Here is a 25419-nt window from a genome sequence, read left to right as displayed (position 1 = left end):
CCGGGATTCAAAGCGGGACCATACCGTATTCGATGCGCTCGCGAGCGGAGCGGTACGGGTCCGCCGGCAGGGCCTTGACCCTGCCAAGGAAAGCCGACCTCGCCTCTCGCCAGGCACGTTGTTCCCCTTCGCCGGGCGGCGCCTTGGCGAACCACACGGCGATCTGCTCCGCGACCTCGACAAACTGCGCGTCCGGCATGGCCATGGCCTTGGTCCAGATGCGCTTCCTCAGGTCGCCAAAGTGGCCACCGCTATTGCCGACACCGTCCAGCGTGCGTTCCGCCGAGGCCAGCTCGGCCAGGATCGCCCCGCCGGCCGGCAGATCGTCGGCCACGGCCTGAACGGCGCGCCGCAGCGTTTGTTCGGTCCAGATATGGGGATTCTTGCGCGTCTCGTTCGGCGGCGGCTCAGGCGTCTTCAGCGCAATGAGCTCCTGAAGCATTGCCTGCCGGCCGGCGGACGGGAGCCGGCGCGACAGTGCCCAGATGCGCTCGAGCAGCGTCCCGATGCGCTGCGTGTGGGCGCGGTCGTGCCCTTCTGCCGCCAGCAGCGCGATGCTGTTGACCAGTTGTGCCAGGGCTGCCGCTGCCTCGGCAGTGCCGTCGCTGCGCATGCCGCGAATCAGCGGCAGCAAGGCCTCGGCCGCCTGCACCGCGGCGTGCAGCCCCTCGGCGCCGCTCAGCAACGCTTCGTCGCACTGCCGTGCCAGCGTGCTCAGCGCACGGGCACAGGCATCGCAGGTTGTGTCGTCGGCGCCCTGGCGGGTCAATGTGACCAGTTCGTTCAGCGTCGGGATCAGCGCGGGAAGCAGCGACGATGGCGGCTGATCGGCATTGCCTCGGAGCGGCCCGGTCTCCAGCCACTGGGCCAGAACCTGGGCTTTGTCCGGCCACGGGACATGGGTCTGTATCGCCGCCAGCAAGTCGGCCCTGGGAATCCATCGGCAGTGCAGCAGCGGGGCTGCCGGTCCACCGCGCTTGAGCAGGTCCAGCGCCACCTCGTGCAGCGCCGTTCTCAGTTCGGGGGTATCCAGCGACGGGTCTGCTCCTCGGCGTTTGTCGGCCACGTAGATCAGCGCAAGCAGCATGTCGGCGCACTGTTTCGGATACGCCGCAATGCCATCCCTGCAGAATCGGATCACCCGCGGCCAGCGGTCCTGCGCCGGCACCCATGCCAGCTGATACACCGCTTCCTCGCCATGGTCAGCCAGCCGGTCCGCCTCGATACGGTCCCACGCGCCCGACCAGCAATCGGCCCGCTCCGCCTCGTCGATCCGGGCCAGCAGCGCCAGCGACAGCGCGACTTCCTGCGGGTTGTCCGGCGGCAATCGGCCTTGCCACTTTCGCAGCAATGCCAGCGCTGTCGCGGCCGCATCGTGCTTGTCGCCGAAGTCCCACAGGCATCGCGCCAGCGCGCATGCCAGCACCATGCCGGCAGGCCGGGGCAAGCGGTCCAATTGCTGCTGCAGCGTGTGCCAACGTTCGAGCGCGTGGGCGCCCAACACGAGGCTCTTGCCTGCAAGCTGGCCGGAATCGATCTCTTTCAGGCACTCTGCCAGGACGGCAAAGCGATGCGCGGCCACAGTCGGGTCACTGGCGACGGCCGCTTCGGCATCGGCGAACAATTCGTCCCACCGGCTGGCTCGCTCTGCCGCCGCGATCCCATTCGAGGCCATGAACGCCCCGGCCAGCACGCACAGCCCTTGCTTGCGCTGCGCCGGCGTCAACGCTGCGGCGAGCGCCGTATAGGCCGCCTTGTCGGGCACCAGCGCGGATTCGATCTCGGCCCGCTGGCCCTTGAGCGAGCGCATCAGCAAGGCCAGCTGCGCCTGCAGGCGAATCGTATCCGGCAAGCGGGCAGCCACTTCGAGCAGATGGCGCGCGGCACGCGAATGCTCGTGCGGCGGGAGCGCAGCCTGTCGGCTTGCGAGCGCGCCCAGCAGTTCGACCTGGTCCACCGCCGAAAGCCGGCCGGCACCCGCCGATTCGGGACCGCCCAGGCCGTACTCGGCCGTCACCGCCTTCAGGTCCTTCAGCGTGCGGATGCCGGTCGCTGCCCGCATCGCCCTGTGGGCATCCAGGTCCATCCAGGAGTCCGTCGGCAAGCGCAAGGACCTGTGGACCAGGCTCAACGCCGTCCGATCGCGCCGGTTCAGATTGACGATCACGCAACGCAGCACCGGATCGGCATGGCAGAGTGACAGCAGACTCGTCGCCCCGGCCGGCGCCGGCGCAGCAGCGGCGAGCGGCGTGCTTCCCGGCACGAACGCATCCAGCGAATCGTTGCGGTATTCCGCCCAGCGCTGATTGAGGACGTCGGCACCATCGCGCGCGTTCAGACACCAGGCGCGTCCGCCTTCGGCGTCGAACACCGTTCTGAGCCAGTACAGGATTTTCTGTAGCACACCGTCGCGTGGCGCTTCCTTGACGACCCGCTGCGCCCACAGCTTGCCGTTGCCGAGCAGCCGGATGGAGACGGCATAGCCGTTGAACCAGAATTGACCGAGGTCGACGGACTTGCCGGCGTTGGAAGGGACTGCGCCCACGGCATGCGGGGAGAGCAGCCGGGCGGAAGGTTCAAGTTGGTATCGCGGCATGGGGACTCGACAGAGGAAGTGGCACGGATTTCCTCGTTGCCGCGCAGCCGACCGGACCGGTCGATGGATCCCTGGCGCCGACGGGCCGGCGCCCTGGCGGCGGCACCGGTACCGTCGGCCGCCGGGACTGGCGTCGCGACAAACAAGGCAGCGCGGCATTGTCGAAGCAGCCGCGGCCGCTTGCTTGCACGAAGGAGCGGCCCACTTTCCGATTCGGACAGCGGACCGTCCCGCGGTGGGCCTTCAACTGCCCTTCGCCTCGAACCCCAGCAGCTGCTCGCCCTCGCCGACCTGATCGCCGACCCCGTACAGCACTTCGCCGACCACGCCGTCCGCCGGCGCCGAGATGGTGTGCTCCATCTTCATCGCCTCCATCACCAGCAGCGGCGTGCCGCGCGTGACGGTCGCGCCGGCTTCGACCATCACCGCGATCACCTTGCCCGGCATCGGCGCGGTCAGCTTGCCGCCCTCGCCTTCGGCGTCGCCGGCGTGCGCCAGCGGGTCCTGCCATTCCAGCGCGACATGCCGCCCGCCGGCGAACACGTGAAAGACATCGCCGTCGCGATGCACCTGTCCGTGCGCGCGGCGCGTGCCGAGGTCGACGTGGACATCGTCGGCGGCGCAATGCGAGCGGAACGGCGCGGCCTGGTCGGCATAGAACAGCGTGCTGCCGTGCGCGTCGGCCTGCAGCGTGACCTCCAGCGTGTCGGCGCCATGCGTGAAGCGCAGCAGGCGCTGGGCGCCCGCGTTCAGCCGCCACGGGCCGGCATGGGTCCACGGCGAATGCGGATCGGCCGCATCGATGCGGCGCTCGCGCGCCTCGGCATCGAGCAGCGCCGCCACCGCCAGCGCGATCAGCTCCATGCCCACCGGCGCCGGCGGCGCGAACAGCGTGGCCTCGTGACGGGCAATCAGGCCGGTATCCAGGTCGGCCTTGGTGAACGGTTCGGAGGCCACCAGCCGCTGCAGGAACGCGATATTGGTCGACAGTCCGACCACGTGATAGGCGGCCAGCGCCTGCCGCATCCGCGCCAGCGCCTCGGCGCGGTCCTTGCCCCAGACGATCAGCTTGGCAATCATCGGGTCGTAATACGGGCTGATCGCATCGCCCTCGCGCACGCCCGAATCGATCCGCACGCCGGCGGGGCCATGCACGTCTTCTCCCCGCATGAACTGCACCGCGGGCGGCGTGCGCAGGTAGCGCAGCGTGCCGGTCGACGGCAGGAATTGCTTGTCGGGGTTCTCGGCGTAGATGCGCGCCTCGAGCGCATGACCGTCGATGCGCAGCTGGTCCTGCGAGAGCGGCAGCGGCTCGCCGGCGGCCACGCGCAATTGCCATTCGACCAGGTCCTGGCCGGTGATCATCTCGGTCACCGGGTGCTCGACCTGCAGCCGCGTGTTCATCTCCATGAAGTAGAACGAGCCGTCCTGGTTTGCGATGAACTCGACCGTGCCGGCGCCGACATAGCCGACCGCCTTCGCCGCGGCGACCGCCGCCTCGCCCATCGCGCGGCGGCGCTCCTCGGTCATGCCCGGTGCCGGCGCTTCCTCCAGCACCTTCTGATGGCGCCGCTGCACCGAGCAGTCGCGCTCGAACAGATAGACGCAATTGCCCTGCGTGTCGGCGAACACCTGGATCTCGATATGGCGCGGCCGCGTCAGGTACTTCTCGACCAGCACCTTGTCGTCGCCGAAGCTGGCGCTGGCCTCGCGCTTGACCGAGGCCAGCGCCGCCTCGAAGCCGGCCGCGTCCTCGACCACGCGCATGCCCTTGCCGCCGCCGCCCGCGCTGGCCTTGAGCAGCACCGGGTAGCCGATGCGGTCGGCCTCGCGGCGCAGCAGCGCCGGGTCCTGGTCCTCGCCGTGATAGCCCGGCACCAGCGGCACCGCCGCGCGTTCCATCAGCTGCTTGGCCGCGCTCTTGCTGCCCATCGCGCGGATCGCCGAGGCCGGCGGTCCGATGAACACCAGCCCGGCCGCAGCGCACGCCTCGGCAAAGCCCTCGTTCTCCGACAGGAAGCCGTAGCCGGGATGGATCGCCTGCGCGCCGGTCGCGCGCGCCATCTCGATGATGTGGTCGCCGCGCAGATAGCTGTCGCGCGCCGCGGCCCCGCCGATATGCACGGCCTCGTCGCAGTAGGCGACATGGCGCGCCTGCGCGTCGGCGTCGGAATAGACCGCGACGGTGCGGATGCCCAGGCGCCGGCAGGTAGCGGCGACACGGCAGGCGATTTCGCCGCGGTTGGCGATCAGGATCTTGGTGAACATGGCTCCTCCTTGTTGATGGGGAACGGCGACCGGCTGGCTGCACGTGTCCGCGCTGCGCCTCCCCCACCGTCGTCCGCGCTTTCGCGAGGCGACGGGAGAACGGCAGGCGCGGACACCCTCGTCATCCCGCGTGTCCTTCCGCGCGGATGCCGAGCCGGCCCAGCAGCGCGCGATCGCGCTCGGCCTGCGGGTTGCCGGTGGTCAGCAGCTTGTCGCCGTAGAAAATCGAATTGGCGCCGGCCAGGAAGCACAGCGCCTGCAACGCTTCGTCCATGGCCTCGCGGCCGGCGGACAGGCGCACCATCGCGCGCGGCATCGTGATGCGCGCGACCGCGATGGTGCGGACGAACTCGAACGGGTCCAGCGGCGCGGTGCCCGCCAGCGGCGTGCCCTCGACCTGGACCAGGTTGTTGATCGGCACCGACTCCGGATACGGCTCCATGTTGGCCAGCTGCGCGATCAGGCCCGCGCGCGCCTCGCGCGTTTCGCCCATGCCGACGATGCCGCCGCAGCAGACGTTGATGCCGGCCTCGCGCACATGGCCGATGGTGTCGAGGCGGTCCTGGTAGGTCCGCGTGCTGATGATCTCGCCATAGAACTCCGGCGAGGTATCGAGATTGTGGTTGTAGTAGTCGAGGCCGGCGTCCTTCAGGCGCTGCGCCTGTTCGGCGCGCAGCATGCCCAGCGTCACGCACGTCTCCAGCCCCATGGCCTTGACCTCGCGCACCATCTCGATCACGGGTTCGAGATGACGGTCCTTCGGGCTGCGCCACGCGGCGCCCATGCAGAAGCGCGTGGCGCCGTTGGCCTTGGCGGTGCGCGCGGCGTCGAGCACCTCGTCCAGGCCCATCAGCTTCTCGGCCTTGACGCCGGCATCGTGGTGCGCGCTTTGCGGGCAATAGCCGCAATCCTCTTCGCAGCCGCCGGTCTTGATCGACAGCAGCGTCGACAGCTGCACGGTGTTGGCGTCGAAGTGCTCGCGGTGAACCTGTTGCGCGCGGAACAGCAGATCGTTGAACGGCAACGCAAACAACGCCGCGACGGCGTCGACGGTCCAGCGGGCGTTGGTGCCGGCGTTCGTGCCGGCGTTGGTGCGGGCGTTGGCGTCGGCGTTGCCGGCCTGCGCAGCTTGCTGGCGTGCGCTCTGGCGCAGCGAATCGGCGGAAATGGTAGCGATGGTAGTCATGTCGATGCGAATTCTGTTGTCAGGCGGCGCGCTCAAAGCGCGTCGCCGGGATGTCGGTTGAGGTCGAGCAGCGGGGCCAGATCGAGGCGGCGCGCGGCTTGATCGGCAGGCACTTGCCAGGGCAGCGTACCGAGCCAGGGCGTGCCGATCGCGTCGAAGGCGTCGCGCAGCGTGGCGATGTTCTCGTCGGCCAGCAGCATGTCCGGATCGATCCGGTTGGCGATCCAGCCGGCCAGGCGCAGCCCGCGCGCGCGCACCGCCTCCGCGGTCAGCAGCGCATGGTTCAGGCAGCCGAGCCGGATGCCGACCACCAGGATCACCGGCAGATCGAGCCGGACCGCCAGATCGGCGGTATCCCAGCCGTCGGGACCGGTGGCCAGCGGCACGCGAAAGCCCCCGACGCCCTCGACCACGACCGCGTCGGCCTGCGCGCGCAGCGCGGCAAACGCGGACAGGATCGGCTCGGCTTCGATGCGCACGCCATCGGCCTGCGCCGCCAGATGCGGCGAGCATGGCGTGCGCAGCAGCCAGGGGCAGGTCTGCGCCAGCGGCACGTCGACGCTGCTGGCCGCGCGCAGTTGCGCGACATCGTCGTTATGCCATTGGCCGTCGCGCCACTCGCAGCCGCTGGCGACCGGCTTCATGCCGACCGTGGTGCGGCCCTGCGCGGCCAGCGCATGCAGCAGCGCCGCCGTGGCGTGGGTCTTGCCCACGCCGGTATCGGTGCCGGTGACGAAACAGGCGAATGCGGAGAGTCGGCTCATGCGGCCACCCTGCATGAACGCGCGGCCTGCGCCGCCAAGGCCCCGAGCGCCGCCAGCAAGGCCGCGACATCCGCCTGCGCATGCGCGGCAGACAGGGTAATGCGCAGCCGCGCGGTGCCCTCGGGCACGGTCGGCGGTCGGATCGCGCCAACGCGGATGCCGGCCTGCTCGAGCCCGGCCGACAGCATCAAGGCCGCGGCGTTGTCGCCGACGATCAGCGGCTGGATCGCGGTCGCGCTGTCGGCCAGCTGCCAGCCCGCCTGCGCGGCCATCGGCGCCAGACCGGTCCGCAGTTCGGCGATGCGCTGCCGCAGCGCCGCGCGCCGCCGCGCGCCTTCATCGCCTTCGATCAGCGCGAGGCTGGTCAGCAGCGCATGGGCCGCCGCCGGCGGCGCCGCCGTGGTGAAGATATACGTGCGCGCGGTATTGACCAGATGCTCGACGATCAGCCGGTGCGCGACAACGAAGGCCCCGGCCACGCCGGCCGCCTTGCCCAGCGTGCCGATATAGATCAGCCGCTGCGACGACAGGCCAAGTTGCTCGAGCACGCCGTGGCCGCGCTCGCCCAGCACGCCGAAGCCGTGGGCGTCGTCGACCACCAGCCAGGCATCGTGCCGCTCGGCCAGCGCCAGCAGTTCGGCCAGCGGTGCGATATCGCCGTCCATGCTGAAGACGCCGTCGGTGACGATCAGCTTCAGCGGCGTCGCGCTGGCGGCGAGCAGCGCGTCGAGCGCCGCGACATCGCCATGCGCGTAGCGTTGCACGCTGGCGCGGGCCAGCCGCGCGCCGTCGATCAGCGAGGCGTGGTTCAGCGCCTCGCAGAACAGCGTCGCATCGGCGCCGCCCAGCGCGGTCAGCACCGCGAGATTGGCCATATAGCCGGTGCAGAAGTAGAGCGCGGCGGCGTCGGGGATCGCGTCGGCGTACCAGCGCGCCAGTTCGGACTCGAGCCGGTGGTGCGCAAGGCCATGGCCGGTGACCAGATGCGAGGCGCCGCTGCCGGCGCCCCAGCGCCGCGCGCCTTCTGCAAAGGCGTCGACGATGGCCGGATGATTGGCCAGGCCCAGATAATCGTTGCTGCTGAAGCCGAGCAAGGGGCGGGGCTCGGCCTCGCTGCCGTCGCGCAGCATTGCGGCGACGGTCTGTTGCGGCGCGCACGGCGTATGGGCGATACGGCGGGTGCGGGTCAGCGCCTGGCGTTCGCGTTCGGCGGCGGCCTGGGTCAGGCGATCAAGCAGCATGGCGTGCCTCCTTGCCGGGGCCAGCCGGCGCCGTCACGGTGTCAAGCGCGCTGTCCAGCGCGGCCAGCAAACGCTCGCCGAGCCAGTTCGCCAGCGGCGCGTCAAAGACATAGGGCGGCATCACGTACAGCGTGCTGCCGATCGGCCGGATCAGCACGCCCTGCTCCAGCGCGGCCTGATGGAAGTCGGCGGCGAAGGTTTCGGTGGCGAACGGCTCGCGCAGGTCGGCGGCCCAGATCAGGCCGCGCTGGCGCACGTGACACAGCCGCGCATCGGCGGCCAGGCCGGCCAGCCCTTCGGCCAGCCACTGGGCGCGCTGGCGGTTGAGCGCCAATACATCCTGCTGCGCGAACAGGTCCAGCGTGGCCACCGCGGCGCGGCAGGCCAGCGGATTGCCGGTGTACGAGTGCGAATGCAGGAAGCTGCGCGACAGTTCGTCGGCGACGAAGGCCTGCTGGATCGCGCTGCGCGTCAGCACCAGCGACAGCGGCAGATAACCGCCGCTGATGCCCTTGGACAGGCACAGGAAATCGGGCCACTGTTGCGCGCCGAGCGGGGCGTTGTCACCGGCCTCATTGCAGCGCGACTGCTCCCACGCGAAGAAGGTGCCGGTGCGTCCGCAGCCCACCGCGATCTCGTCGGCGATCAGATGCACGCGGTAGCGGTCGCACAGCGCGCGCACGCCGTCCAGATAGGCCGGATCGTGCATCGCCATGCCGGCCGCGCATTGCACCAGCGGCTCGACGATCAGCGCCGCGATGCTGGCGGCGCGCTGCTGCAGCAGCGCTTCGAGCTGATCGAGCGCGCGCTGCGCGACCTCGCGCGGCGCTTCGCCGGCCTCGGCCTGGCGTGCGTCGGGGGACATCACCACATGGGCGCGCATCAACAGCGGATCGTAGGCATCGCGGAACACCGCAACGTCGGTGACCGCCAGCGCGCCGACCGTCTCGCCGTGATAGCCGTGACGCAGGCAGACGAACTCGCGCTTGCCCGGCAGCCCGGTATTGCGCCAGTAGTGGAAGCTCATCTTCAGCGCGATCTCGACCGCCGAGGCGCCATCCGACGCGTAGAACGCATGGCCGAGCGCGCCGCCGGTCAGCGCCGACAGGCGTTCGGCCAGCTCGACCGCCGGGCCGTGCGTGCAGCCGGCCAGCATCACGTGTTCCAGCGTGTCGAGCTGATCCTTCAGCGCGGCGTTGATGGCGGGATTCGCATGACCGAACAGATTGACCCACCAGGAGCTGGTGGCGTCGAACAGCTGCCGGCCTTCGTCGTCGAACAGCCAAGGCCCTTCGCCGCGGACCACGGCCAGCGGCGGCCGATCGCCGCCGGGACGCAGGCGCGTGCAGGGATGCCATACCGCGCGCAGGCTGCGCGCGCCGAGCCCGCTGCCGCCCTGCCGCACCGGGGCGGCGGGCGGATCGGAGCGGGCGGTGTGCAAGGACTGGGTATGCAAGGGAGTCCTCCATGGTTGGCCAGCCGCGCGCGCGCCGTGCCGGGAGGGTCCCGGCGGCGCGGCGAACATGGCTGGATTGGGAGAACGCATGGTAGGAAGGTCCTTGCAGGCTTGGCAAACGGTCGGCGATTTGCGCGTTACCGGCGTGTTGGCGTCGATTTCAGCGGATTTGGCCGATGAAACCGCGATCGCACACGCTTGCGCCGGCATCTGCGCACATCGCCGCCAGCGGCATTGCCGACCTCGACGACATCAAGCCGGGCGCCACGACGGGCTGCGCTTCTCGAGGAACGAGCGCACGCCCTCGCGTCCTTCGTCGGAGGCGCGGATTGCCGCGATGCGCTCGGCGGTGTCGGCCAGCAGGTCGTCGTCGATCGCCCGGCCGGCGATGTCCTGCACCAGCCGTTTGCTTTCGCGCACGGCATTCGGGCTGTTGGCGACCAGCGCGGCGGTCAGTTCGGCCACCTTGGCGTCGAGCGTGTCGGCCGGCACTACCGCATGCACGAAGCCGAGCCGCAGCGCCTCGGCCGCGTCGAAGCGTTCGGCGGTGATGAAGTAGCGGCGCGCCGCCTGCTCGCCCATCGCGCGAATCACGTAGGGGCTGATCGTCGCCGGCAGCAGCCCCAGGCGCGCCTCGGACAGGCAGAAGTGCGCGTGATCGGCCGCCACCGCGATATCGCAGGCCGCCACCAGGCCGACCCCGCCGGCATAGGTATCGCCGTGGATGCGCGCGATCACCGGCTTCGGGCAGGCCCAGATCGTGTGCAGCATCTGGGCGAGCTGCAGCGCGTCGGCACGGTTCTCGTCATGCGAGTAGCCGGCCATTTTCTTCATCCAGTTCAGGTCGGCGCCGGCACAGAACGCCGGCCCCTGTCCGGCCAGCACGATCGCGCGGACCTCCGGGGTATCGCCCAGCGCGCGGAACGCGCCGCTGAGCTCGGCGATCACCGTTTCGTTGAAGGCGTTGCGCACATCGGGGCGGTTCAGCGTCACCGTGGCGACATGGCGCTCGACGGTCACGGTCAGCGTGGTGAATTCCATCGTGGTCTCCTTGCAGTTCTGGCTGTGATTGGCGTTTCCGTCTACCGGCTATCGCCGCGTGTCGTTCGCTGCGGCGGGCCGGTTCAATGGCCTGGGCTCGAAGCCGGCATCGCGCAGCGCCTGCTCGGCCAGCGGCTTCCAGCGCGCGAGGCCCCGCGCGAACAGCTGATGGCCGTCCTGCCCGAAGGCCGGCAGCGCGTGATACTTGCCGACGCCGCCGGCGCCGCGGAAGGCGTCGAACCATTGCGCCGGATACGGCCCCATGTAGCGGTCGTTGGTGGTGTAGATCCAGTGCGTCGGCACGCGCGCGCTGCGGCCGTATTCCGCAAACAGCGCGGCCTGCTGCTCCGGCGCGCACGGCTCGCCCGGATGCAGCCGCGGATCGCCGCCGCCGCCGCCGGCAAAGTTCAGCACCAGCCGGACGCCCGGCGGGTTCTTCGCCGCCAGCGCGATCACGGCCGCACCGCCGAACGACTGGCCGACCAGCACCACCCGCGAGACGTCGATTTCGGGTCGCGAGCGCGCCATGTCGATGACCTGCAGCACCTGCTGCGCGGCCACCTCGAAGCCGGGCCGATAGTTCTTGCGCGTGCAGCTGCCGGTGTTCTCGATATCGTCGCCGCCGCTGGCGCCATAGCCGATCCGCGTCGGCACCAGCACCTGGAATCCGAGCGAGGCGAAATACGCGGCCTGCTCGGCCAGCCGCACGCGTCCGAGCCGGGCCCGGGCATAGGGATCGGGCGCGCGGCCGTGGTTCAGCACCAGCAGCGGATAGCGCTGGCGGCCCGGCTCGCGGAACGCGGTGACGACGATCCGTTGCGCGACCTGCCGGCCGTGCGCGTCGGTGACCGTCACCGGTACCGACCAGGTCTCCTCGAGCGGCGCGGCGCCGGCCGGCATCGGCATCCACGCCATGCATGCCAACAGGCAGATAGCCAGCCGGGCATACGGCACGAACTCGGCGCGATCGCGGGGATGGCGGGCACCGCGCGCGCGGCAACGACGCAGCATCGCTTACATCCGGAAGACGCCGAACTTCATCTCGTCGATCGGGGCATTGAGGCTCGCCGACAGGCCCAGGCCCAGCACTGTGCGGGTCTGCGCGGGGTCGATCACGCCGTCGTCCCACAGCCGCGCGCTGGCGTAGTACGGATGGCCCTGGTGTTCGTACTGCTCGCGGATCGGCCGCTTGAAGGCCTCCTCCTCCTCCGCGCTCCAGCTGCCGCCCCGGCCTTCGATGCCGTCGCGCCGCACGGTGGCCAGCACGCTGGCGGCCTGCTCGCCGCCCATCACCGAGATCCGCGCGTTCGGCCACATCCACAGGAAGCGCGGCGAATAGGCGCGGCCGCACATGCCGTAGTTGCCGGCGCCGAACGAGCCGCCGATGATCACCGTGAACTTCGGCACCTGCGCGGTCGCCACCGCGGTCACCATCTTGGCGCCGTTGCGCGCGATGCCCTCGTTCTCGTACTTGCGGCCCACCATGAAGCCGGTGATGTTCTGCAGGAACACCAGCGGGATCTTGCGCTGGCAGCACAGCTCGATGAAATGCGCGCCCTTGAGCGCCGATTCCGAGAACAGGATGCCGTTGTTGGCGACGATGCCGACCGGGTAGCCCCAGATCCGCGCGAAGCCGCAGACCAGCGTGGTGCCGTAGCGCGCCTTGAACTCGTCGAAATCCGAATCGTCGACGATGCGGGCGATGACCTCGCGCACGTCGTAGGGCTTGCGCGTATCGGTCGGAATCACGCCGTACAGTTCCTCCACCGGATAGCGCGGCTCGACCGGGGTGTGCAGGCGGATCTGGTCCGGCTTGCGGCGGTTCAGGTGCTGCACGATATTGCGCGCCAGGCCGAGCGCGTGCGCGTCGTTCTGCGCAAAGTAGTCGGCCACGCCCGACAGCCGCGTGTGCACGTCGGCCCCGCCCAGGTCCTCCGCGCTGACCTCCTCGCCGGTGGCCGCCTTGACCAGCGGCGGGCCGCCCAGAAAGATCGTGCCCTGGTTCTTGACGATGATCGACTCGTCGCTCATCGCCGGCACATAGGCGCCGCCGGCAGTGCACGAGCCCATCACCACGGCGATCTGCGGGATGCCCATCTTCGACAGGTTGGCCTGGTTGTAGAAGATGCGGCCGAAGTGATCGCGGTCGGGGAACACATCGTCCTGGTTCGGCAGGTTGGCGCCGCCCGAATCGACCAGGTAGATGCAGGGCAGATGGTTCTGCTCGGCGATCTCCTGCGCGCGCAGATGCTTCTTGACGGTCATCGGGTAATAGGTGCCGCCCTTGACCGTGGCGTCGTTGCACACGATCACGCATTCCTGCCCGGCCACGCGGCCGATGCCGGTGATGATGCCGGCGCCGGGCGCGGCATTGTCGTACATGTCGTACGCGGCCAGCTGCGACAGCTCCAGGAACGGCGTGCCCGGGTCGAGCAATTGCTGCACGCGCTCGCGCGGCAGCATCTTGCCGCGCGACAGATGCTTGTTGCGCGCGTCTTCGCCGCCGCCCTGAGCGACCTGCGCGATCTTCGCCTTCAGGTCGGCGACCAGCGCCTGCATCGCCTCGGCATTGGCCTTGAACGCCTCGGAACGGGCATTGAGTTTGGATTCGAGCGTGGGCATCGTGTCTGTCTCTTCCTGATCTTGTGATGCGTTGCGATGGATGCGTTGCGGTTCAGTTCGGTTCGAAATTCGGCAACGACGGCATTCGGGAACTTCGGAATTCAGCGTCCGGGCTCGGGGCTCATCGCGACTCCCCCCGGATCTCCCCATCCAGATACAGCCAGCGCGGCGCTTCGCCGCTGCTGCGCGCCTCGCGCACGAAGCGGCTGCGTTCGTGCAGCCGCGACGCGCGGCCACCGACCTTGTAGCGGGCGACGAACTCGACCTCGGCGTGCGTGTCGTCCTGCTGCTCGCTCGCCACGATGGACAGGCCCAGCCACTGCGTGCGCGGGCCGGCGTTGTCGTGCGCCAGATCCTGTTCCAGCGTCGGCGGACAGGTCGACGGATGCCAGGTCTGGCGCAGCCAATCGGAGTCGTTCAGCACGTAGGCGCTGTAGCGCGAGCGCATCAGCTCTTCCGCGGTCTCGGGCAGCGCCTCGCCGCGATGAAAGCGCCCGCAGCAGCTGGCATAGCGGGCGCCGCTGGCCCCGCTGGTCCCCCCGCAAGGGCAGGACCCCTCGCGCGAAGGCGCTGCCGCTCGCTTCATGCCACCAGCTCCGGCAGTTGCCGCATGTCGGTGAAGATGGTGTGGGCGCCGGCCTCGCGCAGCATCGCGGCATCGTTGCGCGCGGCATAGCCGAACACCGTCATGCCGGCCGCCACGCCGGCGGTGATGCCGGCCGGGCTGTCTTCCACCACCGCGCAGCGCGACGGCTCGACGCCCATCGTGCGCGCGGCGAGCAGGTACACGTCCGGCGCCGGCTTGCTGCGCTCGACCTCGGTGGCCGAGAACACGTGCTCGCGCTGCACGCCGTCAGCGTCGTGCTGGAACAGCTCGAGCAGGCCGGTGCGCTTGAGCTGCAGCTTGACCTTGACGCGGTCCGCGCCCGAGGCGACGCAAAGCGGCATGCCGGTCGCGGCGATCGCGGCGATGGCGTCGCGCACGTGCGGCACGGCTTCGACCTCGGCCTCCAGCACTTCGTTGCGCCGGGCCAGCCATTGCGACAGCCAGTTCTCCGGCAGCGGCGCGCCGCGCATCCGCTCGATGGTGTCGAGCTCCTCGCGCACGGCGCGGCCGAGGAACAGCGCGGTCGAATCCTCCAGCGAGATCGCGATGCCCAATTCGTTCAGCATCTGGTTCAACACGCGATTGACAATCGGCTCGCTGTCGACCAGCACGCCGTCGCAATCGAAAATCACGCAGTCGAAGCGACGGGACGGCCGGGCGACACCGGTGTCGCGGTCACGGGAGGGGGAAGCGCTGAGGGTCATGCGGGTTTCTTTTCCTTGAGATCGGTGGTCGGCACGGCCCGCAATTCGGTGGGCGTGCCGCTCTTGAGCAGGGCTTCGATCTGGTCGAAACGGTCGAAGCCCCAATAGGGTTCGCCATCGACGATGACGAAGGGCGAGCCGAACACGCCCTTGGCCATCGCCACTTCCATCTCGGCCTTGAGCTGATCCTTGATCGGCTGGCTGCTGGCGCCGGCGTCCATCGCGTTGGCGTCGATGTCCAGTGCCGCGGCGATCTTCACCAGCTCGGCCGGTTCGGCGATGTTGATGTCGTCGACGAAGTAGGCGTGGTAGACCGCCTTGGCGAAGCGCACCGCCACGTCGGCGGCATGATGGTTCTGCAGCCACAGCATCGCGCGCGCCGCCTGCGTGGTCGGCAGCGGAAAGCTCGACGGCCGGCGGTACGGGATGCCGTGATGACGCGCGGTGCGTTCGAAATCGCGCCAGCTGTAGTCGCCCTTGAGCGGAATCTGCGGCAGCGGCGCCATGCCGGTGGTCTTGAACACCACGCCGAGCAGGATCGGATGCCAGGCGACGCTGCGCCCGTACTGCCGCGCGAGATCGTCGATGCGCGTGCTGGCGAAGTAGCCGTAGGGCGAGGAGAAATCGAAATAGAAGTCGATGGGGGCAGCGGTCATGTCAGGTCCTGGCGAGCGGAACAGCCGATGGAACGGCGAAGGGAACGGCGAAGGGAACGGCAGCGACTGCGAAATACAGCGCGCGTGCGCGGCTCACGCCAGCGCCCGCGCGATCAGCATCTTCTGGATGTCGCTGGTGCCCTCGTAGATCTGGCAGACCCGCACGTCGCGGTAGATCCGCTCGACCGGGAAGTCGCTGACATAGCCATAGCCGCCGAACACCTGGATCGCATCCGAGCAGACCGCCTCGGCCATCTCGCTGGCATGGAGCTTGGCCATCGCGGCTTCCTTCAGGCAGGGCCGGCCGGCGTCCTTCAGCGAGGCGGCGTGCCAGATCATCTGACGCGCGACCTCGATGCGCGTGGCCATGTCCGCCAGCCGGAACTGCACCGCCTGATGCGCGAACAGCGGCTGGCCGAAGCTCTCCCGCTCCTTCGCGTAGGCCAGCGCCGCCTCGAATGCCGCGCGCGCCATGCCGACGCTCTGCGCGGCGATGCCGATGCGCCCGCCCTCCAGGCCGGACAGCGCCATCCTGTAGCCCGCGCCCTCCTCGCCCAGCAGATTGGCGGCCGGCACGCGGCAGTCCTCGAACACGATCTGCGCGGTGTCCGACGAATGCTGGCCGAGCTTGTCCTCCAGCCGCGCGACGACATAGCCGGGCGTATCGGTGGGCACCAGGAAGGCGCTGATGCCGCGCTTGCCGGCGGCCTTGTCGGTGACCGCCATCACGATCGCCACATCGGCGTGCTTGCCGCTGGTGATGAACTGCTTGACGCCGTTCAGCACGTAATGATCGCCATCGCGCGTCGCGGTGGTGCGCAGCGCCGCGGCGTCCGAGCCGACATGCGGCTCGGTCAGGCAGAACGCGCCGAGCATCTCGCCCCGGGCCAGCGGCACCAGCCACTGCTGTTTCTGCGCCTCGCTGGCGAACGCCATCAGCATGCTGCAGACCGGGCAGTTGTTGACGCTGATCACGGTCGAGGTGCCGCCGTCGCCGGCGGCGATCTCCTCGAGGATCAGCGCCAGCGACAGGTAGTCGAGCCCTGCGCCGCCGTAGGCTTCCGGCACCGCCACGCCGTAGGTGCCCATCGCTGCGAGCTCGCGGTGGACCTCCTTCGGGAACGTCTTGTCGCGATCCCAAGCCGCAGCCTGCGGCGCGATCACCTCCTGCGCGAACTGCCGCACGGCGTCGCGGATCATTTCCTGTTCGGGACTGAGCAGCATCGAGATCTCACCAGGGCAGCACGCTGCCGTCGTAGTTGCGGAAACCGCCGTTGTCCTGCGCGGTCGCGCCGGCCAGCACGCGGCGCAGGCCGGAAACGCTTTGCTGCGGGGTCAGGTCGGCGCCCGCGCCGCCCATGTCGGTGCGCACCCAGCCGGGATGCAGCGCCAGGCAGACGGCGTGGCGCGCGTCCAGCGACACCGACTTGAGCGCCGCGTTGACCGCCGCCTTGCTGACGCGATACAGCCAGCTGCGGTTGCTTTCCATCGCGCCGATGCTGCCCATGCGCGAGGACAGCACCGCCAGCACGCCCCCCTTGCCGCCGCGGCCGGTTTCGACGAAGGGCAGCACCAGCGGCAGCGCCATCATCGGGCCCAGCACATTGGCATGCATCACGTCGTCGAACTCCTCGACCGAAACCGGCTGCGCGCCTTCGGTGCGCGGGCCGATCACGCCGGCGTTGTAGACGGCCACGTCCAGCGATTCGCCGTCGAGCGTCCAGCCCAGCCCCGCGACCTGATCGGCCTCGGTCAGGTCGACGCGGTGCGCCTCCGCGCCCAGCGATTTCAGCGCGGCCAGCCCCTCGTCGCTGCGGGCGGTCGCGATCACGCGCCAGCCGTCGGCGCGGTACTGGCGAACGAACTCCAGGCCGATGCCGCGCGAGGCGCCGAGTATCAGTGCGGTTGGCAAGCTAGCCTCCTGTCGGGTCGAAGGTCGAAGGTCGAAGGTCGAAGGTCGTGGGCCAAGGTCCGGGGCCGCGTGGCGCGGTTGGCGCCGGCCGTTCAGATCAGCTCGATGCCGACCGCCGTGGCCTCGCCGCCGCCGATGCACAGGCTGGCCACGCCGCGCTTGCCGCCGGTCTTGCGCAGCGCACCGATCAGCGTGGTCATGATGCGCGCGCCCGAAGCGCCGATCGGGTGGCCGAGCGCGCAGGCGCCGCCGTGGATATTGACCTTGTCGCGCGGAATCTTCAGTTCGTGCATCGCCGCCATCGGCACCACGGCGAAGGCTTCGTTGATCTCGAACAGGTCGACGCTGTCGCTGTTCCAGTCCAGCTTGCGATACAGCTTGGCGATCGCCTCGACCGGCGCGGTGGTGAACCAGCCCGGCGCCTGCGCGTGGCTGGTATGGCCGAGCATGCGCGCCAGCGGCTGCAGGCCCAGCGCCTTCGCAGTCGACTCGCGCATCATCACCAGCGCGGCCGCGCCGTCGTTGATCGACGACGACGAGGCGGCGGTGATGGTGCCGTCCTTGGCAAACGCGGGCTTGAGCGACGGGATCTTGTCGACCTTGATGCGGCGCGGGCCTTCGTCGGTGTCGATCACCACATCACCGCCCTTGGCCGCGACCGTGACCGGCGCGATCTCCCAGCGGAAATCGCCCTTCTCCGTGGCCTGCTGCGCGCGCCGCACGCTCTCCATCGCAAAGGCGTCCTGCGCCTCGCGCGTGAAGCCGTACTTGGCCGCGCAGTCCTCGCCGAAGGTGCCCATCGCGCGGCCCTTCTCGTAGGCGTCTTCCAGCCCGTCGAGCATCATGTGGTCATAGATCATGCCGTGACCGATGCGATAGCCGCCGCGCCCCTTCGGGATCAGGTACGGGGCATTGGTCATGCTTTCCATGCCGCCGGCCACCGCGATCTCGTACGAGCCGGCCACCAGGCTGTCGTAGACCGTCATCGCTGCGCGCATGCCCGAGCCGCACATCTTGTTGACGGTGGTACAGGCGACCGACAGCGGCAGCCCTGCGCCGAGCGCTGCCTGGCGCGCCGGCGCCTGCCCCTGTCCCGCGGGCAGCACACAGCCGAACACCACCTCCTGGACCTGCTCCGGCTGGATGCCGGCACGCTCGATCGCCGCGCGGATGGCCACGGCGCCAAGCTGCGGGGCCGTGACGCTGGCGAACTCGCCCTGGAATGCGGCCATCGGCGTCCGGGCCGCGGATACGATCACGATCGGGTCTTGCATGGTGGTCTCCTTGTGCTTGGCTATCGGTCTGTTTTGCTCCCCTCTCCCGCCTGCGGGAGAGGGGTGGGGGAGAGGGAGAGGCGGTCGTTCTGCCAACACTGTCAGCCGTTCGGAACGCCGCTTTCCCTCTCCCCCAGCCCCTCCCCCGCGCGCGGGGGAGGGGAGCCTGTCGGTGGTATGCGTGAAGTTTCGCTACTGCAACCCTCTTCCTTACCGCACCGGAATATGCGGCGGATCCCCGTACTGCCGGTAGGCCGCCTGCAATTGCGTGCGCAGTTCCTCGTTGCTGCTGGCCGCCATGCCCAGATCGCGCAGCAGGCCGTCGGATACGCCGTAGATCCAGCCGTGCACCGTGACCTGCTGGCCGCGCGCCCAGGCGTCCTGGATCACCGTGGTCTGGCAGACGTTGTTGACCTGCTCGATCACGTTGAGCTCGCACAGCCGGCTGTGCGCATCGTCTTCGCGCACGATGGTGCCCAGATAGGCGTCGTGCTTGTCGGCCACGTCGCGCACATGGCGCAGCCAGTTGTCGACGAGGCCGACGCGCTCGCGCTTGAGCGCGACCTTGACGCCGCCGCAGCCGTAGTGGCCGACCACGGTGATATGGCGCACCTTCAGCACCTCGACCGCGAACTGGATCACCGACAGCGCGTTCAGGTCGCTGTGCGCGATCACGTTGGCGATATTGCGGTGGACGAAGACCTCGCCCGGCGCCAGGCCCAGGATCTGGTTGGCCGGCACGCGCGAGTCCGAACAGCCGATCCACAGGTATTCGGGCGCCTGCTGGTTGGCCAGGCTGGTGAAGAAGTTCGGGTCTTCCGCATTGACGCGGTCGACCCATTCGCGGTTGTTGCGAAACAGCTGGGCGATGGCGTCAGTCATGCTGCCCTCCTTGCCGGCGCGTCGCCGGTTTCGGTTGGGCCATATCGATGGATGAAGCGTTCCGATGCATGGTAGGCGTAAAAGTCATGAACATGTCCGGCCAGCAGCCGGTCCTTGTGGCCCTGCCACAGGGCAGGATCGAAAAAGTCCGCATGGTGCCGCAGGAAGGCCGCGCGCACGCGCGGGTCTCCCAGCAGGAAGGTGCGGAACGTTTCGGGAAAGACGTCGTGGCGACCGACGCTGTACCAGACCTCGCCCGACATCTCCTCTTCCTCGTTGCGCGGCGTCGGTATGCGGCGGATATTGCAGTCGGTCAGATATTCGATCTCGTCGTAGTCGTAGAACACCACGCGGCCATGGCGCGTGACGCCGAAGTTCTTGTACAGCATGTCGCCCGGAAAGATGTTGGCGGCCATCAGCTCCTTGATCGCATTGCCGTATTCGATGATGCCGTGCTCGACCTGCTCTTCGGTGCCTTCCTGCAGGTAGATGTTCAGCGGCGTCATGCGGCGTTCGATATAGAGATGGCGCACCACGATTTCCTCGGTGCCGTCCTTGGCGCGCTGGTATTCGATCATCGACGGCGCATGCTCGTGCAGCTCGCGCACCAGCGCATCGTCGAAGCGCGACAGCGGAAAGGCGACGTCCGAATACTCCAGCGTGTCCGCCATGCGGCCGACGCGATCGTGCTGCTTGACCAGCTGGTACTTGGACTTGATCAGCTCGCGCGTGGTTTCCTTCGGCGCCGGATAGAAGTCCTTGATCACCTTGAACACATAGGGATAGGACGGCAGCGTGAACACCAGCATCACCAGCCCGCGAATGCCGGGGGCGATGATGAACTTGTCCGACGAATGCTGCAGATGGTGCAGGAAGTCCCGGTAGAACAGGTTCTTGCCCTGCTTCTGCAAACCCAGCGAGGTATAGATCTCCGCGCGCGGCTTGCGCGGCATGATGTCGCGCAGGAACGTCACGTAGGCCGACGGGATTTCCATGTCGACCATGAAATACGAATGCGTGAAGGAGAACAGGATCAGCAGCTGTTCCTTGCGCAGCAGCACGGTATCGAGCGCCAGCTTGCCCGAGGGGCCGTGGACGATCGGGATCGCCAGCGGATAGGTGCGGTCCCCGTTCAGCAGGCGGCCGATGATGAAGGCCGACTTGTTGCGGAAGAACAGCGACGACAGCACGTGGATCTGGAAATTGGGCGCGATGCGGAAGTCGCCCAGATGCTCGGTGACCGCGCGCACCACATAGCCGATATCGCGCTTCAGGTCCTCGTACGGCCGCTCGAGCTGGAAGTTGTGCACGATCCGTTCGAAGCAGTCGGCCATGCCCTCGCGGCTGCCCGGATAGTAGGCGCGGAAGGTCGGCTTGGTCGGCGACTCCTCGTTCTCGATGTATTCGGTCGAGATCGCCGGGCGCACGAAGATGAAGTCGTTGTTGAAGTACGAGCGATGCAGGATCCGGGTGAAGACCGAATTGAAGAAGGTCTCGGCCAGCTCGGGCTGGTGGTGGTTGGTCAGCAGTCCGATGTAATGCAGCTTGATCTGCTGCCAGATCTCGTCCTCGATCTGCTCGGCGTCGTACTCGTCTTCCAGGATCACCGTGGTTTCGCGCACGCGCTCGTTGTAGAACGCGATGCGGTCGCGCTGCAGCTGCTGCAGCCCGGCCCAGTCTCCCGCCTCGAAACGGACCTTGGCCTCGATGCTGACCTCGCGAAACAGCCGGTAGTGCTTGTCGAACCCGTCCAGCATGGTGCGCGCCACATCGTAGGCGATCTGCGACGACAGCAGTTTCGGGAAGTGAGACATGGCTGGAACGGATTACCTGGGCGCGGGTGAGATTCGGAAGGCCAATCCGGTTGGAAATCGGCTGGAAACCTGTGCAGGCAGCGCTCGCTCGAGCGCGGCGCGATGTCAACGGTAATTCAGGGGTGATTGTAAGCGCTTCGAGCGAGGCATCGGTGGCGCCGCCCACCTCGGAGCGGCGCACCGTTCACCGCGCTTGCTCGCCGTTACATCGTCTCCGAGAACAGTTCGCGGCCGATCAGCATCCGGCGGATCTCCGAGGTGCCGGCCCCGATCTCGTACAGCTTGGCATCGCGCCACAGGCGGCCCACCGGATATTCGTTGATATAGCCGTTGCCGCCCAGGATCTGCACCGATTCGCCGGCCATCCAGGTGGCTTTCTCGGCCGTATAGAGGATCACCGCGGCGCAGTCCTTGCGCACCTGGCGCACGTGCTCGCTGCCGAGCGCGTCGAGATTCTTGCCGACGGTATAGAGGTAGCTGCGCGCCGCCTGCAGCGTGGTGTACATGTCGGCGATCTTGCCCTGGATCAGCTGGAACTCGCCGATGCTCTGGCCGAACTGCTTGCGGTCGTGGATGTACGGCGTGACCACGTCCATGCAGGCCTGCATGATGCCGACCGGACCGCCGGACAGCACCGCGCGCTCGTAGTCCAGGCCGCTCATCAGCACCTTGGCGCCGCCGTTCTCGGCGCCGAGGATATTCTCGGCCGGCACCTCGACGTCCTGGAACACCAGTTCGCCGGTATGCGAGCCGCGCATGCCGAGCTTGTCCAGCTTCTGCGCCACCGAGAAGCCCTTCATGCCCTTCTCGACGATAAAGGCCGTCATGCCGCGCGCGCCGAGCTCCGGTTCGGTCTTGGCGTAGACCACCAGCACGTCGCAGTCCGGACCGTTGGTGATCCACATCTTGGTGCCGTTCAGCACGTAGCGGTCGCCCCGCGGTCCACCCACCCGGTCGGCGCGCAGCTTCATGCTGACCACGTCCGAGCCGGCATTGGGTTCGCTCATCGCCAGCGCGCCGATCCAGTCGCCCGACACCAGCTTGGGCAGGTATTTCGCCTTCTGCGCCGGCGTGCCGTTGCGGTGAATCTGGTTGACGCACAGGTTCGAATGGGCGCCGTACGACAGGCCCACCGAGGCGGAGGCGCGGCTGATCTCTTCCATCGCGATCATGTGGGCCAGATAGCCCATATTGGCGCCGCCGTATTCCTCGGCCACGGTGATGCCGAGCACACCGAGGTCACCCATCTTCTTCCAGCAGTCCATCGGGAACTGGTCGGTGCGGTCGATCTCGGCCGCGCGCGGCGCGAGCTCGGCCTGGGCCCAGGACTGCACGGACTCGCGCAGCATCTCGATGTCTTCACCGAGGTCGAATTTCAGGCCTGGCAGGGTTGCGGTCATGTTTGTCTCCTATTTCCTGTCGGATCGGGTTCGATACGGAATCGCTGGTCTTGCGGCGCCGGGGCGATGTCGGGCAATGCGGGGCGAATGCAGCGTCGGGGACGGGCAGCGGCTCAGACGTGGTCGAGCGTGCGTACCACGCACAGCGTCATCAGCATGGTGGCCACCGCCTTGCGCGTGCCGCCGGTCTCGGTAAACACATCGCCCTGGGCGACGATCAGCGTGCGGCCCGGCTTCAGGACGCGGCCCACGGCGATCAGCCGCTCGCCCTTGGCGGGCGACAGCAGATTGATCTTGTACTCCGCGGTCAGCCCCGCCTCGCCTTCGCCGACCATCGACAGCGCGGCATAGCCGCAGGCGCTGTCGGCCAGCGCGCCGACCACGCCGCCGTGGAAGAAGCCGTGCTGCTGGGTCACGCCCTCGGACCACGGCATTGCCAGTTCGACCTCCCCGCGCTCGACGCGGACCAGCGAGGCGCCGAAGGTCCGCATCAGGCCCTGACGGGCAAAGCTGGCGGCAATCGCATCGGCACGGCCGGGCGGCAGATCGGGGGAGGCGTGGGCAGCGGCGTCCGCGGCGGCGTACGTCGCGACGTCCGTGTCGGAATTCGGCATGGCAGCTTCCTGTCGGCGCCTGCACCGCGTGGTGCGGTGGGCGGTTGGCTTATTTTATTTACGTTTACGTAAACGTCAATCAAATTTGTCGGCGATCGGGCCGCGACGGTGGCCTCGGGCACACTCGGGCGCACTCGGCCACAGTCAGGCGCCGGCGGCGCGCTCGCGCTCCCTCCCCGGGCCCTTCTGCTGGTGGTTCTCCTGCTGGCCCTTTTGCGGCTCGGCCTTCGCCAGCAAGGCGCGGCACTGGCGCTCGTGCTGGTCGATCTCGGCCAATTGCGCCTGCAAGTCTTCCATCTGCCGCTCCAGGGCCTGGCGGTGCTGCGCCAGCGAAGCCAGGAAGCGCTCGAGCTGGGGCACCGTGTCGCGCGGCGACTCATAGAGGTCGAGAATCTCGCGGATTTCGTTCAGCGTCAGGCCCAGGCGTTTGCCGCGCAGCGTCAGCTTCAGGCGGGTACGCTCGCGGCCGCTGTAGAGCCGCTGCCGTCCCCCGGCGCCGACCCGGTCGGGCGAAAGCAGGCCCTGGTCCTCGTAGAACCGGATCGCGCGCGGCGTGATGTCGAACTCGCGCGCCAGTTCGGTGATGGTGTACGTGGTGCCGGCGGGCGGGTTGGCGGGCGGGCTGTCGGGCTGGTTCGCGGGCGTGGGAGGCTGGGTGGCGGAGCTGGGCATGGGCGCCTGTAAAAGAGAACGAACGTTCGATACGCGTGGGCGTTTTCGCTTAAGATGGCAACAGGCCGTCCGAATTGACGTTTACGTTAGCGTCAAGCAGCGCGCCTGGCAACCGCCCCGACGCCGTCCGCGCGCATTGCCCTCGCATTGCGCCCCCGGGCGTCCGGCGTCCGCATCCACGACGAGAAAGCCCACCGCAGGGCTTCGCAACCGAGAGACTCCCCGATGAACGCACTCGAACACCAACTCCAATACCCGTTCGGCGAGACCATGCCCGAGCCCGGCGCGCGCCAGGAGGTCGCCCCCGGCGTCTACTGGCTGCGCATGCCGCTGCCCTTCGCGCTCGACCATATCAATCTGTGGCTGGTGCGCGACCGCCAGGACGGGCGCGACGGCTGGACCGTGATCGATTGCGGCATCACCAACGACACCATCAAGGCGCACTGGGAAACGGTGTTCGCCAACGAGCTGGAAGGGCTGCCCGTGCTGCGGGTGCTGGTCACCCACTGCCATCCCGACCACGTCGGCCTGGCGCACTGGCTGTGCCAGCGCTGGGACGCCAGGCTGTGGATGAGCCTGGGCGACTACATGAGCGCGCGGGTGATGGGCGGCGGCAACGGCGTCGGCTCGAACGCCGGCGGCGACTTCGCCGCCAGCCATTTCGCGCGCCACGGCCTGGCCGATCCCGACAGCCTGGAAAAGCTGCGCGCCCGCAAGAGCTATTACGCGACGCTGGTGCCCGATCTGCCGACGCAATACCGGCGGCTGATGGACGGCGATACGGTGACGATGGGCGCCGATCCCGCCGCCGCGAGCTGGCGCGTCATCACCGGCTACGGTCATGCGCCGGAACACGTGGCGCTGTACAACGCCGAGCTGAACGTGCTGATCTCCGGCGACATGGTGCTGCCGCGGATCTCGACCAATGTCAGCGTGTTCGACATGGAGCCCGAGGCCAACCCGCTGGCGCTGTATCTGCGCTCGCTCGACCGCTACCAGGACCTGCCGCAAGACACGCTGGTGCTGCCCTCGCACGGCCGCCCGTTCCGCAATCTGCAGACGCGCATCGGGCAACTGCGCGAACACCATGTCGAGCGGCTGGCCGAGACCCGCGCCGCCTGCGCCGAGAAGCCGTGCAGCGCGCGCGATATCGTCGACGTGATCTTCCGACGCCAGTTCGACATCCATCAGATGACCTTCGCGATGGGCGAGGCGCTGGCCCACCTGCACGTGCTGTGGCATGCCGGCGAGCTGCAGCGCGCCACCGGGGACGATGGCATCATCCGGTTCCGTGCCAACGCCTGAATCCGCGCCCCCATGTCCGCCACCGACAGCGCCTTCGCCCAGACCCCGCCGCCGCCCTACTACGCGGTGATCTTCACGTCCACGCGCACCGGTGCCGACGCGGGCGGCGACAACCACGAGGCCGACTACGGCGCGATGGCACAGCGGATGGTGGAGCTGGCCGCGACCATGCCCGGCTTTCTCGGCGTCGAGTCGGTGCGCGACGGCAGCACGCCGGGCGCGCCGGGCATCACCGTGTCGTACTGGCGTTCGCTCGAGGACATCGCGGCCTGGCAGGCGCATGCCGAGCACCGCGTCGCGCAGCGGCTCGGCCGCGAGCGCTGGTATCAGGGCTTCCAGTTGCGCGTCTGCAAGGTCGAACGCGCCTACGGGTTCGAGCGCTGATCCCGGTTCACGGATGGCGGG

At 68.6% G+C, this 25419-nt stretch carries 22 protein-coding genes; 2 read left to right on the top strand and 20 right to left on the bottom strand.

The annotated features are described in order from the left end of the window. Window positions 1–7: 7 nt before the first annotated feature. From J5T34_RS00220 to J5T34_RS00125, 20 genes are all read right to left on the bottom strand, one after another. Complete coding sequence (locus J5T34_RS00220; protein WP_208577294.1) at window positions 8–2596, bottom strand: hypothetical protein; 2589 nt, start codon at window positions 2594–2596, stop codon at window positions 8–10. Between the two features lie 243 nt (window positions 2597–2839). Beyond that, on the bottom strand, window positions 2840–4864 hold the full coding sequence (locus J5T34_RS00215; protein ID WP_208577292.1) for an acetyl/propionyl/methylcrotonyl-CoA carboxylase subunit alpha: 2025 nt from the start codon (window positions 4862–4864) through the stop codon (window positions 2840–2842). Between the two features lie 121 nt (window positions 4865–4985). After that, window positions 4986–6050 carry a biotin synthase BioB gene (gene bioB, locus J5T34_RS00210; protein ID WP_208577290.1) on the bottom strand — a complete coding sequence of 355 codons (1065 nt, stop codon included), beginning with the start codon at window positions 6048–6050 and terminating at the stop codon, window positions 4986–4988. A 32-nt stretch (window positions 6051–6082) separates the two neighbouring features. After that, on the bottom strand, window positions 6083–6814 hold the full coding sequence (gene bioD / locus J5T34_RS00205; protein WP_208577288.1) for a dethiobiotin synthase: 732 nt from the start codon (window positions 6812–6814) through the stop codon (window positions 6083–6085). Beyond that, complete coding sequence (gene bioF / locus J5T34_RS00200; protein WP_208577286.1) at window positions 6811–8055, bottom strand: 8-amino-7-oxononanoate synthase; 1245 nt, start codon at window positions 8053–8055, stop codon at window positions 6811–6813. Before bioF ends, bioD begins: the two co-directional genes overlap by 4 nt. Beyond that, on the bottom strand, window positions 8045–9511 hold the full coding sequence (bioA, locus tag J5T34_RS00195; protein ID WP_432207614.1) for an adenosylmethionine--8-amino-7-oxononanoate transaminase: 1467 nt from the start codon (window positions 9509–9511) through the stop codon (window positions 8045–8047). The genes bioF and bioA overlap by 11 nt, the downstream gene beginning before the upstream one ends. Before the next feature lie 252 nt (window positions 9512–9763). Further along, on the bottom strand, window positions 9764–10552 hold the full coding sequence (locus J5T34_RS00190; protein WP_208577281.1) for an enoyl-CoA hydratase/isomerase family protein: 789 nt from the start codon (window positions 10550–10552) through the stop codon (window positions 9764–9766). A gap of 48 nt (window positions 10553–10600) precedes the next feature. Continuing rightward, window positions 10601–11563: an alpha/beta hydrolase gene (locus J5T34_RS00185; RefSeq protein ID WP_208577279.1), complete on the bottom strand. Its 963-nt coding sequence runs from the start codon at window positions 11561–11563 to the stop codon at window positions 10601–10603. Window positions 11564–11566: 3 nt separating this feature from the next. After that, window positions 11567–13174: a carboxyl transferase domain-containing protein gene (locus J5T34_RS00180; RefSeq protein ID WP_208577277.1), complete on the bottom strand. Its 1608-nt coding sequence runs from the start codon at window positions 13172–13174 to the stop codon at window positions 11567–11569. 121 nt (window positions 13175–13295) lie between these two features. Next, window positions 13296–13760: a YchJ family metal-binding protein gene (locus tag J5T34_RS00175; RefSeq protein WP_208577275.1), complete on the bottom strand. Its 465-nt coding sequence runs from the start codon at window positions 13758–13760 to the stop codon at window positions 13296–13298. Beyond that, entirely contained in the window at window positions 13757–14485 is a 729-nt protein-coding gene (locus J5T34_RS00170) for an HAD family hydrolase (RefSeq protein ID WP_208577273.1), read from the bottom strand. The genes J5T34_RS00175 and J5T34_RS00170 overlap by 4 nt, the downstream gene beginning before the upstream one ends. After that, window positions 14482–15141 carry a 2-hydroxychromene-2-carboxylate isomerase gene (locus tag J5T34_RS00165; protein WP_208577271.1) on the bottom strand — a complete coding sequence of 220 codons (660 nt, stop codon included), beginning with the start codon at window positions 15139–15141 and terminating at the stop codon, window positions 14482–14484. The genes J5T34_RS00170 and J5T34_RS00165 overlap by 4 nt, the downstream gene beginning before the upstream one ends. Window positions 15142–15234: 93 nt before the next feature. After that, window positions 15235–16365, bottom strand: coding sequence for an acyl-CoA dehydrogenase family protein (locus tag J5T34_RS00160; protein ID WP_208577269.1), 1131 nt, complete (start codon window positions 16363–16365; stop codon window positions 15235–15237). Between the two features lie 7 nt (window positions 16366–16372). Then, a complete protein-coding gene (locus J5T34_RS00155; RefSeq protein WP_150082723.1) occupies window positions 16373–17053 on the bottom strand; it encodes an SDR family oxidoreductase in 681 nt (226 codons plus the stop codon). 92 nt (window positions 17054–17145) lie between these two features. After that, window positions 17146–18327, bottom strand: a complete 1182-nt coding sequence (locus tag J5T34_RS00150; RefSeq protein ID WP_208577267.1) for an acetyl-CoA C-acetyltransferase — start codon at window positions 18325–18327, stop codon at window positions 17146–17148. Between the two features lie 210 nt (window positions 18328–18537). Next, complete coding sequence (can, locus tag J5T34_RS00145; protein WP_006578377.1) at window positions 18538–19209, bottom strand: carbonate dehydratase; 672 nt, start codon at window positions 19207–19209, stop codon at window positions 18538–18540. Beyond that, a complete protein-coding gene (gene aceK, locus J5T34_RS00140) occupies window positions 19206–21023 on the bottom strand; it encodes a bifunctional isocitrate dehydrogenase kinase/phosphatase (protein WP_208577265.1) in 1818 nt (605 codons plus the stop codon). Before aceK ends, can begins: the two co-directional genes overlap by 4 nt. Before the next feature lie 203 nt (window positions 21024–21226). Further along, complete coding sequence (locus J5T34_RS00135) at window positions 21227–22423, bottom strand: isovaleryl-CoA dehydrogenase (protein WP_208577263.1); 1197 nt, start codon at window positions 22421–22423, stop codon at window positions 21227–21229. A gap of 113 nt (window positions 22424–22536) precedes the next feature. Next, window positions 22537–22914 (bottom strand): PaaI family thioesterase, encoded by a 378-nt coding sequence (locus J5T34_RS00130; protein WP_244258603.1) that lies wholly within the window; start codon window positions 22912–22914, stop codon window positions 22537–22539. Between the two features lie 267 nt (window positions 22915–23181). Further along, a complete protein-coding gene (locus J5T34_RS00125) occupies window positions 23182–23709 on the bottom strand; it encodes a MerR family transcriptional regulator (protein ID WP_244258600.1) in 528 nt (175 codons plus the stop codon). 225 nt (window positions 23710–23934) lie between these two features. Here J5T34_RS00125 and J5T34_RS00120 point away from each other — a divergent pair, with 225 nt between their 5' ends. Further along, a complete protein-coding gene (locus J5T34_RS00120) occupies window positions 23935–25014 on the top strand; it encodes an MBL fold metallo-hydrolase (protein ID WP_208577261.1) in 1080 nt (359 codons plus the stop codon). Window positions 25015–25026: 12 nt separating this feature from the next. Then, window positions 25027–25398 carry an antibiotic biosynthesis monooxygenase family protein gene (locus J5T34_RS00115; protein ID WP_208577259.1) on the top strand — a complete coding sequence of 124 codons (372 nt, stop codon included), beginning with the start codon at window positions 25027–25029 and terminating at the stop codon, window positions 25396–25398. Window positions 25399–25419: the final 21 nt, after the last annotated feature.

Origin of the sequence: Cupriavidus gilardii (assembly GCF_017598945.1) — a bacterium.
GTDB classification, from domain to species: Bacteria; Pseudomonadota; Gammaproteobacteria; order Burkholderiales; family Burkholderiaceae; genus Cupriavidus; species Cupriavidus gilardii_E.
This window is presented reverse-complemented; position numbering and strand designations above follow the sequence as displayed.